The following is a 12,544-nucleotide window of genomic DNA, read 5'->3' on the forward strand; positions in this document are numbered from 1 at the left end:
TAACAACTTATTTTAAAAGGATGTCATACGATGCTTCTTGCTGTGAACCGGACGCTTAACCGAATGATGCCGCTAATCACTCCGCTCAGTGTCTTGACCGGAGTACTCTGTGGAAGCTCACTTTCCTCTTATACCTATCTGGCTCCCTGGCTGTTCGCTTTTATGACGTTTGCCGGAAGCATCAGTCTCGGATTCAAAGATTTCGTGAACGTACTCAAAAAACCGCTGCCCCTGTTCGCCTGTTTATTCATTCTGCACATTGCCATGCCGCTGTTTGCCGCAGGGATCGGGAATGTGCTGTATCACACGGATGAATTTACAATCACAGGCCTTGTACTTGCCGCAGTCATTCCAACGGGGGTAAGCAGCTTCATCTGGGTTAGCATTTACAAAGGAAATACTGCACTCACTCTGTCCATCATTCTGATCGACACTATGCTGTCTCCTTTTATCGTACCGGGCGTATTGTCATTGCTGATTGGAACTAGCGTAGAACTTGACGCGGGCGCAATGATGAGCAGTCTGTTCTGGATGATTGTTGTCCCTTCACTGGCGGGCATGGTGCTTAATGAATGGACCAAGGGCACTATTGCGCCCGTGTGGAGTCCGCGGCTGAATCCAGTCTCCAAGCTCTTCATGGCAGTGGTTATCATCATTAACGGGTCTGTGATTTCCCCTTACTTGGCGGACATCAATCTGCATCTGGTTGGCCTGGCCTTCGTCATTGTGCTTATGGCTTCCACCGGTTACATGCTGTGCTTTCTCACGGCGAGGGTTTTGCGCTGGAATGAAGCAGACGAGGTCGCCCTTATCTTCAATGGAGGCATGCGCAATATCAGCGCCGGCGCTGTGCTGGCAGTGTCCTATTTCCCCGCTCCGGTGGCTGTCCCCGTCGTGCTCGGCATGGTGTTCCAGCAGCTGCTGGCTTCACTCGCAGGGTTTCTGCTCAGTCACCGCACCAAGGTCAGGAATTCTGCTGATCAGACCACTGCTGCATAGGTTTTGGCTCAGTTGTTAATTCTCCCCATTAACATCTATAATCAGGCACAGAGGCACCTTATATTCCCATTCTCATGTTCACTGTTTCTCCTAATCTGCACTATTGACCATTGGAATATTGTCACATATTATTACACCTATAAATAAATTCAAATTACTGGAATTCAGTCAGGTGGTGCTTCCTTGGTCCCTACTACATCCACGATTCGCGATCATTTAACGGTGTATCTGTCGAAGCAGGCAATGTCCATTAATCAATTTGCGAGTCAATCCGGCATTAATTCAGGAACGCTCAGCCGGGTGCTTAACAGTCAACAGCCGATTGCCATGAATCACCTGGAGCGTATCACCAAAGGAATGCAATTACCGGAGGACCATTTCTTCAGCCTGTATGTGGACGAATGCTTCTATCATTCACCACCGACCTGGCGGCGGTTGCGGCCATTTATTTTGCGTTCAGCGGCATTGGACCGCCTTGACTGTATTGAACAGGTAGTTCATCATCTGCTTGAGAATCTGACCTATGCGCCCATGCTGTTTGAAGTAGCAGAAGGGCTGTTCGAGCAGGGGCAGTGGCAAGCTGCTGGTTTGTTGTATAAGAATGTGAGTGTAAGTGAGAAATATCAGAATTCCGAGCGGCTCGCGGTATGTCAGTTCCGCTTGTTTCGGATTGCCTTGGGAGACGATCAGACTCTTAATCTGCAGGCGGCTCTACTCTTTGAATGTTATGTGGACCGGCTGGATGAAGCGGATCAATTGGATGGGTTGAACCACTTGATCAATGTTTATTATTCTCTTCACAAGTGGCAAAAAGTGGATGAACTCTCGCAGGAAATGCTCCGGTTAGCCACTCTTCGTTATCACCTTCAGCAGCACTCTAACCGCAAACAGAGTAACGAGAAAAAACCTGTTAAACCACTCTATCGCTACATCCTCTACTCGCATCTGATGCGTGCAACTGTCTACGAGGAGAACAGGGACTACAAGTCGGCACTTCAATTCGTAGCTCGCTATATGGATGGAAGCTGGGTACAAGAAGACGATGAAGATGCCAAGAGGACTGTAGCCCAGTATCAGGAGTGGGGCACCGCGAATACCATGCTCTATGGATTAATGTCAGGGCAGCATGAAATACTGCCAGAATATGTGGAATATATTGCTCCTCAAAAAAATGAAATTTTTCTTGCTTTATATAATATCATCATATCGGCTAACCGCTATGATTGGAATGTCGATCATATTCTTGAACGGTTTGCCGCCTATATTCCTTACCGGACAAACCTAACAGAATTCGGCGAATACAATCAGCAGGTTATGGAGGATCAATACGCTCGATTTCTCATTGAATTAGCAGTCTATCATTTACATAACAAGCGTAAGAAAGGGATTTCCTTGATCCTTCAAAGTTTGGAATCATCTGCTAGAATCAATAACGATAGTAATGTCATCAAATGTGTTGATCTATTTGAACAACACCGGCATCAAACAGATGAAGAAGAAAAAGAGCAGTACAAACTTCTAATTAGAAAGGTGCAGGTCTTAAATGAAAAGAAAACTTATCGTACTTCTAGCTTCGTGTAGCCTGGCTGTCGCAATTATTGTACCTGTGTTTACCATTGACCCAGCAGTAAACAATAATACTCAAATGTTAATTGAAATTATGGGACACGGTGCAGGTGGCGACTGATTCTCCCTCCTGAACGCCTCGCATCACACAAAGACCGCAAGCCCTATCTGCTTAAGATAGACTTGCGGTCTTTATGTTGAAGCCCGTTTTAATTCACCGACTTATCGTACTGAAGATAGACAACATGCGTTTGCAGATATTCGTTCAGGCCATGTTTGCCGTCTGCGCCGCCGATGCCGGATTTTCTCCAGCCTGCATGGAAGCCTTGCATGGCTTCAAAGTTCTCCCGGTTAATATAGGTTTCCCCGTATTTGAGACGCTTGATGACTTTCATGGCAACGTTCAGATTCCGGGTATACAGAGAAGAGGTCAAACCGAACTCACTGTCATTGGCAAGCGCGATCGCTTCATCCAGGTTCGAGAATGAAATGACCGGAATGACCGGGCCGAAGATTTCCTCTTGCACGATCTCCATTTCATTGGTGGCACCGGTAATGACCGTTGGCTCAAAAAAGCTGCCTGCACCCTCAATTTTTTTACCGCCAAGGGCGATTTCAGCCCCCTCTTCTACGGCGCGGTCTACCTTTTGCTGTACGGATTCCTGCGCCGCCTTGTTAATCAACGGGCCCATTTGAATATCCTTGTCTTTCAGCGGATCGCCATACTTCACCGCTTTCATGGCTTCAACCAGACGGGTGGTGAATTCGTCTTTGATCTTCTCATGCACGTAGACCCGCTCCGCACAGTTGCAGACCTGCCCGGTATTGATCACCCGGGAAGCCACAATCGCCCGGATGGCCAAATCCAGGTCGGCATCGTCCATAACAATGGCAGGGGCCTTGCCGCCCAGCTCCAGACTGACCTTGATGATATTCTCGGCAGCCGCCTGCATCACCTTTTGTCCGGCCGGCACGCTGCCGGTAAGACTGACCATCCCGACTTTAGGGTTGCTGGCCAATTCATTACCGACCTCTGCGCCTCTGCCCGTGACAAGGTTGAATACCCCTTGGGGAAGACCGGATTTGTCGACAATTTTGGCAAAGGCCACCGCATTGTTCGGAGATTCGGCGCTGGGCTTGACTACAATCGTGTTGCCGGTAATGAGCGCAGGGGCCATTTTTCTGGCAATCAAAAAGAATGGAAAATTCCAGGGCAGAATGCCGGTAGTTACCCCAATCGCCCGTTTGAACACAAAAATATTCTCATTATCACGGTCACTCTGAACAATTTCCCCTTCATAGCGGCGTGCCCATTCTGCCATATAATCCATATAGTCCGCTGTGAAGTTAACCTCTACCGTGGACAATTCCAGTGTCTTGCCTACCTCCTCGGAGATCAGTCTGGCAAGGGTATCCGCTTCCGCCCGAATCCCCTCGGCAATGGCATGAAGATACTTCCCTCTCTCCACCGCAGGGGTTTCTTCCCAGGCAGTCTGGGCCTCATCCGCTGCAAGGATAGCACGCACGACATCATTCCCTGTAGCTTTGGGAACCTGTGAAATGACTTCATCTGTTGCCGGATTAGTTACATCCATCCACTCTTTGCTTTCAGATTCGGTAAATTGGCCGTTGATGTACATCAAATGCTTTTCCACTGTTTCTCCCCCTTAAGGTAGATTGTTCCATTTGCCCTACCATAGTGTAAACGTTATCATTATTTTTTGTCAACAACATTCACATTTATTATTTGTTTTTGTGTTGTTTTTCATTGACTTTTTGAGTTAAGCTATTATCACGAAGGTTATGATTGGAGGGGCAGGAATGAAAGTCAGTATATTTTCCACTTGTTTAGTAGACCTCATTACCCCGAATGTCGGAATGGCTATGGTTGAAGTTCTCGAAAGGCTGGGCTGTGAAATTGATTTTCCGGCCTCGCAGGTGTGCTGCGGTCAACCCACTTATAACAGCGGTTATCTGGAGGATTCCAAGCTTGCCATGAAGAACATGATGCTTGCCTTTGAACACTCGGATTATGTCGTAGGTCCGTCCGGCTCTTGTATCGCTATGTTCCATGAGTACCCGAAAATTTTCAAAGGTGATCCACAGTGGGAATTGAAAGCGGTTGCTATAAAAGAGAAAGCTTATGAGTTTACGCAGTTCATCGTACGGGTGCTTGGCATCACTGATGTGGGTGCAAGGCTGGACGGAACTGCCACCTACCACCGTTCCTGCCATATGACAAGACTGCTGTGCGAACGGGAAACCCCCTTCCTGTTACTTGAACAAGTAAAGGGACTCCAGCTGGAACCGCTCAAGAACAGCGATAATTGCTGTGGCTTTGGCGGAACCTTTTCAGTGAAAATGCCGGAAATCTCCGGGCAAATGGTCGATGAAAAATGCGGCTGTGTGGTGGAAACCGGAGCGGATATTCTGATCAGTTCAGATATGGGCTGCCTGCTCAACATCGGCGGACGCCTATCCCGCAAGGGCGAACCCGTAAAGATCATGCATATTGCAGAAGTGCTGAACCATAGCCATGCTGCTGTTGCCAGAGGAGGAAACCAGACTTGAGCCTGCAAACGGATAAACGGGATTTCAACACACGCACTTCAGATGGCCTTGATGACCTATTCATGAGGAGCGCAGTAGGTTCAGCGCAGGATAGCTTGAAGACCAGGCGCCTGTCCGCCGCCACCGCTCTCGGGGATTGGGAACAATGGCGTACCCTCGGCCAGCAAATCCGCCAGCATACGCTGAAGCATCTGGATTATTACCTGGAGCAATTGGCCATTAACGTTGAGGATAAGGGCGGGCATGTCTATTTTGCCAAAACCAAAGAGGAAGCAAGCAGCTATATCCGGGACATCATCGTACAAAAAAAAGCTAAAAAAATCGTCAAATCCAAATCGATGGTCACCGAGGAAATTGAAATGAACCGTGTTCTGATGGAGGCCGGCTGTGAGCTGATCGAGACCGATCTGGGTGAATACATCCTCCAAATGGATGATTGGGACCCGCCTTCGCATATTGTAGCCCCTGCGCTGCATAAAGACCGGACACAGATTAGCAGAGTGTTCACAGAGAAACTTGGATATACCGGCGATGATACTCCCGAGAACCTCGCCCGTTTTGCCCGGACGGTCCTGCGGCAGAAGTTTCTGGAGGCGGATGTCGGGATCACAGGCTGCAACTTTGCTATCGCTAACCTGGGAGCCATTAATCTGGTGACCAATGAAGGCAACGGTGATCTCACAGCCGCCATACCGAAAACACATATCGCGGTAATGGGCATGGAACGAATTGTGCCGACGCTTGAAGAGATGGAGGTTCTGGATAATCTGCTCTGTCGGAGCGCGGTAGGGCAAAAATTGACCAGCTATATCACGGTGATGGGACCCTCGGCAGCGGGGGAGACTGATGGCCCGGAAGAGTTCCATTTAGTTGTAGTGGACAACGGACGGTCCGATATTCTCGGAAGCGAGTTTGGTGAAGCCCTGCAATGTATCCGCTGCGGTGCCTGTCTTAATGTATGCCCTGTCTACCGTCATATTGGCGGGCATGCCTACGGGTCCATTTATCCGGGTCCGATCGGAGCGGTAATCACTCCGCTGCTGGGCGGATACGATGACTATAAAGAGCTGCCTTTTGCCTCCAGTCTGTGTGGTGCTTGTACGGATGTCTGTCCGGTCAAAATTCCGCTGCATGAGCAGTTGATCCTGCACCGTCAAAAAATCGTGAAGGAGCATCGCACCGGTGCCGCGGAAAGACTCCAGATGAAGACGGCAGGAAGGCTGCTGTCTTCCCAGGCTTTATTCGGCAAAGCGCTGCGGTTTGCGAACCCCGCAAGCCGATTGATCAGCAGACATGGCCGCATTGTGAGAGGACCGGGACTCATCCGCGGCTGGATCAATACCCGTGATCTAAGCCAGCCGGTCAGGCAGCGGGACAGCTTCCGGGTCTGGCTTGAACAACGCAAAGGAGGCTCGGATCAATGACAGCATCGAACAGGGACTCTTTTCTGAATACAATTGCGTCCAAGCTGGGACGGGAAAGAATCTATGACGTTCAGCGTCCTGATATGCAGGACCTGATGCCGGGCAATTCCAGCAGTTTAACAACCGGTGAATTGGTAGACATCCTTAAGGAGCAATGCTTCTTCATCCATACGCAGTTCATTGAATCGACTCCGGAGATCTTACAGAGAACATTAAATGATCTGATCGACACCAACGGCGGAGGGGCTGTAATCACTTCCGGGGATACCCGGTTTGCCGAGTATGGGTTGAAATTCGCGGCTGGACTCGTCTGGGAAGAAGCGGCTGGAAGAGAGCAGAATATTATGCGCTCCGAATCGGCCAATACGGCAATTATCTTCGCTGACTACGCACTAGCCGAGTCAGGAACGATTGTTGTGGAGAGCCGCCCGGATCAGGGGCGCTCCCTCCATTTTCTGCCCGCCCACTATATTGCGGTGATTGAAAAAAAGCGGCTCGTGCTCCGCTCCACCCAGGCTGCAGCAGATCTGAACCGTAGGATAGAGGCGGGTGAGCCGCTGGGTTCATCTATCAATTTCATCTCCGGTCCTTCAAATTCCGCTGATATTGAAATGCAGCTCGTTGTCGGGGTACACGGCCCCTTGAGAGCAACCTATGTGCTTATTTAGTGGGTCCAGTTGAATTCCCGCTGTGTACCAAGTCCCAACCGCCAGGCTCCATCCTTATAAACTATGTAACGTGAATTTGAGAATGTTAGCTCATCATTGCGGAATGTCTTGTGAATCAAGGCGGTTTCGCCATGATGACCCCTATCTATTTTCAAGTTCTTTTTTCGTTGCTCATTGTGCAATTTTGCCCATTGTGCAATAATGTATTTTAGACCATAGAGCGCAGACTGTTCTGTCTCAAGAAAGGAGGCCGCATGGAACTTGAACCCCAACCCGACACTTCGTGATAAAAAAAAGGAAGCCACCGCCTACGCCTTGGCTGAAGCGGCCTTTGAGCTGGCGCTGAAGCAAGGCATGGATGGTTTTATCGTCGACGATATTGTTCAGCAAGCCGGCTACTCCCGGCGAACGTTTGCCAATTACTTCTCGTGCAAAGAGGAAGCGGTAGCGGAGTATTTTATGGGCAGCGCTTCGAAAGAGGATCAGAATATGCTGTTCGCGGGCTTGCCTCCGGACGCAACTCCGCTGGATGCCTTGTACAAGTTGCTTAAGCTGCAATTCACCTCTGAGTTCCTGCATAAATTACGGCAATTCGTATCGCTCGCCAATCAGTATCCGTCCCTGGAGCCATATATCCTCAGCGTATTCCGCCGCTTGCAGATCGCTGCACAGGAGGTCCTAGAGCGTTTCTCCCGTGGGCGGTATGCCGACGGATACACCCATCTTCTTGCCGGTGCAGTCTACGGAGCGTTCGTGCCCATACTGGACGGACGGATGAACGTGCTGCTGCCGGGAGAAGCAGGGGATGAACGCTCCGGTGCCATGCCGTTCGATCAGTATTTGAATTCCATGTTTGCTTATTTACGCAACGGCTTTTAAAACAGAGATAAAAAGGAGAAACCATCACATGTCTACTTTTCTATATCGGTTGGGTAAATCGGCTTATTCCAAGCCGTGGTATTTCCTCGCAGCCTGGATCGTCGTTCTCGGTGTTGTTGGCACTTTGTTAGGCGTTAATGGCATACAGTCCAGCTCCGAAATGAAAATTGAAGGTACCGAATCGCAAAAAGTGCTGGATATGCTGGCTAAAGAGCTTCCCGCCGCTGCCGGCGGCCAGGCGAGCGTCGCTTTTACCGTACCGGACGGAGAACGTCTGGACACACCCCAGCGGGTAGCGTTACTCCAGAAAGCTATCCATGATGTCTACAGTATGGACTATATCATTAACCCCGTAGAACTGGCCGCCCAAGCTGCTGCGGCTGCTCAAGCTGGGGGTACAGACCCGTCAGCGGCAGCAGGCCAAACAGCTGCTGCCGGACAGACGGGCGCGGCGGGGCAAGCAGCCGCAGCGGACCCATCTGCTGCTGCCGGACAGACGGGTGCGGCGGGGCAATCTGCCGCGGCGGACCCATCTGCTGCTGCCGGACAGACGGGTGCGGCGGGGCAATCTGCCGCGGCTGCCCAGGCCGCTCCTTACGGCCCGCTGATGGCTGACGGCGTTCCGGTTCCCGGAGTAATGCTGTCCGCTGACGGCAGCATCGCCCTGTTCCAGTTCCAGTTCACCGTTCAACAGACGTCACTGCCATCTTCCGTACCGGATAACATCATCAAGACCGTGACTGAAGTCGAACAGGCAGGCTCCGGCATCACAGCCATTCCGAGCGATTCACTGAAGAGTATACCGGCTATCGGCTCGACCGAAGCAGTCGGCGTAGTCGTCGCTGCGGTTATACTCTTCATGACGCTGGGCTCTGTCGTTGCCGCCGGTCTGCCGCTGATTACCGCACTCCTCGGCGTCGGTATCAGTGTCGGCGGTGCTTTTGCCCTCTCCAGTGTAATCCAGATGAATGACATTACACCGGTACTCGCTATTATGATCGGTCTGGCGGTCGGTATTGACTACTCGCTCTTCATCGTTAACCGGCAGCGGCGGCTCATTCTTGATGAGAAGTTAAGCGCGGGTGAAGCGGCAAGCCGCGCACTCGGCACCGCCGGCAGCGCCGTATTCTTCGCCGGCCTGACTGTTATTATCGCCCTGTGCGGCATGCTGGTCATCGGTATCGGTTTCTTGTCGACCATGGCTCTCGTTGCTGCTGCCAGTGTTCTGATCAACGTCCTGCTGGCGCTAACCCTGCTGCCTGCGCTGCTCGGTCTGGTCGGTGAAAAGATCTGCACCGCCAAAGCCCGCGCAAAAAGCACGGCTTCCGGAAATAAAGCCAGCCACAAATTCTCCCACCGCTGGGCAAACACTACAGTGAAATACCGCTGGGTCATCATTATTCTGGTGATTCTGGTTCTTGGAACAGCGGCAATTCCGGTAACGAAAATGGAGCTGGGCATTCCGTCCGGCGCTTCAGCCAACCTGGACACTCCAGCTCGCCAAAGCTATGACATCATCTCCAAAGGCTTCGGCGAGGGCTTCAACGGACCGCTGCTCCTAGTGGCTGAACCGAAGAACCCGTCCGATAAAATTTCAATGCAGACGCTGGGCAAGCTGGTTCAGGAGCTGCAAATGCATGATAACGTTACGCTGGTGTCCCCAATGGGCGTCAACGCGACCGGAAATATCGCCATTATCAGTCTGATCCCGAAAACCGGCCCTACGGATACGGAGACAAGGAATCTGGTGCAGGATCTGCGCGATCCAGCTTCCACTCTCGCCTCCGGGAATAATATAACGCTTGGTGTGACCGGCTTCACCGCCATCAACATCGATATGTCTTCCAAGCTTTCCGACGCCTTCCCTCTGTATATCGGCATCATTGTGATCCTGTCCCTGATCATCCTGCTGCTCGTTTTCCGGTCGGTCATTGTTCCGGTCAAAGCAACGGTCGGCTTTATTCTCAGCGTCCTCGCTACCTTCGGCCTGACTACAGCGGTCTACCAGTGGGGATGGCTGCACTCCCTGTTTGGTTTTGACACGGGAGGACCGCTGCTCAGCTTTATGCCGATTCTGGTCACCGGTATTCTGTACGGGCTGGCGATGGATTATCAGGTATTCCTGGTCAGCTCCATGCGCGAGGCTTACGTCCACGGACGCCATGGCAACGATAGCGTAGTTCACGGCTACGATCTCGCCAGCCGCGTTGTGCTGGCCGCAGGTGTAATCATGGTTTCCGTCTTTGCCGGCTTCATCTTTGCACCTGACGCGATGATCAAACAGATCGGCTTCGCGCTGGCCTTCGGCATCCTGATCGATGCCTTCATCATTCGTATGACACTCGTTCCGGCCGTTATGGCGGTCTTCGGCGACAAGGCCTGGTGGCTTCCACAATGGCTGGACCGTCTGCTTCCGAACCTCGACGTCGAAGGGGATAAGCTGATCGCCAAGCTCCATGCCGAGAGCGACAGATCCTCTTGATTATATAAAAATGCTCAAGCAACGGGGTGCAGTTCATAAGCCGTGTAATGGCTTTGAACTGCACCCCGTGTTTTTTTTGGAGTCGGATAGGTGAAGACGCTCCCGAACGAAACGTTGTTCCAATCACTGATATGATCAAGACTCAGTCAGGAAGGTCTGTAGTACCAGAGTCAGGTTAGCTACTCATTCGTGAATTCCTGGGCCGACACATTAATACTGTCCACATTCGGTCCTTCCGTACCGGTAGTCACCACTTTAACCGTATTGGTTCCGGTATTCATGGGAACCTGAATGGTTTTTCCTCCCCAGGTTGACCAACTGCCGGTTGCTGCAAAGGCGGTATTGCTAATGACCTTGCTTCCGTTCACATACACATCCAGGTTTCTTGTGCCTGTTTCCAGTGCATAGCGAAATTTTACATTTTTGTTCCCTGCAATAGCACAGTAGACGCTGCTCCACTGAATGGAGGCATCGGTTGAGGCATTGAAGTTAACGTACCCGGTACCGGTATAGCCCGAATTGGTAGTTTCTGCCGCGGCATTCGTTAATGTTGTGCCTGTTTCAGCTTCATAAGTGGTGCCAGTGTCTGTACCACTGTCGTTTCCGAGTACAGCTACAAAGGTGGTCACACTTTGGGCGGGGAGCTGGGCTGTAAAGGAACGGTTCGACACATTCACGGATGCTCCGGAGGTAACTTTTCGGCTGGCGTCCGTGATCCATGTGGATACGCTCGATACCGTACCATTCTGCAGCACAAAGTTTTGGCTTACAGCTGAAGTGCTTTTGTTAATGGCAACAATGACAGCTTTGTTGTCGCCTTTGTATGCTGAAATGTAGACGTTCGTATTTGGATTCTTTGTGGCGTCAACTCTTACATATCCAGGACGGATGAATTTGGAGAACTGAGCCATGCTATCCCCGCGCTTACTGATCGTACCATCCTCATTCATCGGACCGTACTGTCTACGGATGTACCACCATACATATGCCTGGAAGTCAGCCTCTACCATAGCATTGTGCATATGATAAGCAACTTCCAGTGCCTCAGGCCAGCGGTTCGCAGAGTTATTGTCACTGTTGGGATAATACACTTCCGTCATCCAGAGCTCTTTCCCTGCTCCTTTTTGTTTGAAAAGCGGATAAGGAAAGTCACTAAACGAAGTGCCATATGTGTGCGTACCCAGAATATCCATATTGGCAAGTGCCTGTGAATCATTCAGGATAGGGTCCGACATATTCTTCAAATAAGAGAACGACTCAGGTGCTATAACCCGGCAGTTAATCGACCCCGCATTATTTTTCATAAAAGTAAGCATTTCTGCTGGAGTCCACCAGGTCCAGGTATGTGCATAATCCGGTTCATTTTGAACAGAAATCGCATAAAGATCCACACCGTTATTCTTCATATACGTAACGAAATCGTTCAGATGCTGCGCATACGCGGCGTACTTATCGTACCTGAGCCGTTTGGCGGACGTATCGCCGTTGTGATTGAAGGTCTCCGTCATATCACCGGGAGGATTCCAGGGCGAAGCAAAAACTATGGCTCCGTGTGCGACTGCAGATTTTGCAGTTTCCACTTCTTTGTACCAGTTATTTTTATTGTCATCCACATAGATTCGCAGGACAGAAAACCCTAACTGGTTCGGTCCATTGCCAAAAGCCGTTTCTCTTTGCGCTGCGGTCAAATCTCCAGCCCAAGCCGGGAGGTTAATGCCTCCAAACCCGCGGATCACTTGTTTCTCTGCTGATAAATTAACGGTCACATCGCTTGCTGCTGAAACTTTAGGAGGCGTAGGTACCATCATTACCGACAGCACAGTTATACATGCCAATAATGTACACAGTGATTTTTTTACCCCTGAAATCATTTTTCTCATCTCCTCATCGTGTAATTTCCGCCAAACCCTGCTCTTGTCACCTCCTGTCTGATCGAAGCGGCAGCCGTACCTCAC

9 protein-coding genes are annotated in these 12,544 nt (G+C 50.7%); 7 read left to right on the forward strand and 2 right to left on the reverse strand.

Features of this window, described 5'->3' with window-relative positions:
- Positions 1-30 precede the first annotated feature (30 nt).
- Together A3844_RS03440 and A3844_RS03445 are read left to right on the forward strand one after the other, a co-directional pair.
- The gene (locus A3844_RS03440; RefSeq protein ID WP_074106626.1) at positions 31-999 is read left to right on the forward strand and encodes a bile acid:sodium symporter family protein; all 969 of its coding nucleotides are present in this window, start codon (positions 31-33) and stop codon (positions 997-999) included.
- A 183-nt stretch (positions 1,000-1,182) separates the two neighbouring features.
- Positions 1,183-2,580 carry a helix-turn-helix domain-containing protein gene (locus A3844_RS03445; protein WP_083606670.1) on the forward strand — a complete coding sequence of 466 codons (1,398 nt, stop codon included), beginning with the start codon at positions 1,183-1,185 and terminating at the stop codon, positions 2,578-2,580.
- A gap of 194 nt (positions 2,581-2,774) precedes the next feature.
- Here A3844_RS03445 and aldA read toward each other — a convergent pair whose 3' ends face one another.
- Positions 2,775-4,220, reverse strand: a complete 1,446-nt coding sequence (gene aldA, locus A3844_RS03450) for an aldehyde dehydrogenase (RefSeq protein ID WP_279629236.1) — start codon at positions 4,218-4,220, stop codon at positions 2,775-2,777.
- Between the two features lie 166 nt (positions 4,221-4,386).
- On the opposite strand from aldA, the gene A3844_RS03455 reads away from it, so the two are divergent.
- The 5 genes from A3844_RS03455 to A3844_RS03480 all read left to right on the forward strand — a co-directional run bounded on the left by A3844_RS03455 (position 4,387) and on the right by A3844_RS03480 (position 10,589).
- Complete coding sequence (locus A3844_RS03455; protein WP_074106627.1) at positions 4,387-5,136, forward strand: (Fe-S)-binding protein; 750 nt, start codon at positions 4,387-4,389, stop codon at positions 5,134-5,136.
- A complete protein-coding gene (locus A3844_RS03460; protein ID WP_074106628.1) occupies positions 5,133-6,560 on the forward strand; it encodes a LutB/LldF family L-lactate oxidation iron-sulfur protein in 1,428 nt (475 codons plus the stop codon). Before A3844_RS03455 ends, A3844_RS03460 begins: the two co-directional genes overlap by 4 nt.
- Positions 6,557-7,228 (forward strand): LutC/YkgG family protein, encoded by a 672-nt coding sequence (locus A3844_RS03465; RefSeq protein WP_074106629.1) that lies wholly within the window; start codon positions 6,557-6,559, stop codon positions 7,226-7,228. The genes A3844_RS03460 and A3844_RS03465 overlap by 4 nt, the downstream gene beginning before the upstream one ends.
- 261 nt (positions 7,229-7,489) lie before the next feature.
- Positions 7,490-8,107, forward strand: a complete 618-nt coding sequence (locus tag A3844_RS03475) for a TetR/AcrR family transcriptional regulator (protein ID WP_074106631.1) — start codon at positions 7,490-7,492, stop codon at positions 8,105-8,107.
- A gap of 28 nt (positions 8,108-8,135) precedes the next feature.
- Positions 8,136-10,589, forward strand: coding sequence for an MMPL family transporter (locus tag A3844_RS03480; RefSeq protein WP_074106632.1), 2,454 nt, complete (start codon positions 8,136-8,138; stop codon positions 10,587-10,589).
- Between the two features lie 179 nt (positions 10,590-10,768).
- Here the strand turns inward: A3844_RS03480 and xynC are convergent, their stop codons facing one another.
- Positions 10,769-12,460, reverse strand: coding sequence for a glucuronoarabinoxylan endo-1,4-beta-xylanase XynC (gene xynC, locus A3844_RS03485; protein ID WP_074106633.1), 1,692 nt, complete (start codon positions 12,458-12,460; stop codon positions 10,769-10,771).
- Positions 12,461-12,544: the final 84 nt, after the last annotated feature.

Source organism: Paenibacillus helianthi (assembly GCF_001909055.1).
In the GTDB taxonomy this organism is placed as follows: Bacteria; Bacillota; Bacilli; order Paenibacillales; family Paenibacillaceae; genus Paenibacillus_AQ; species Paenibacillus_AQ helianthi.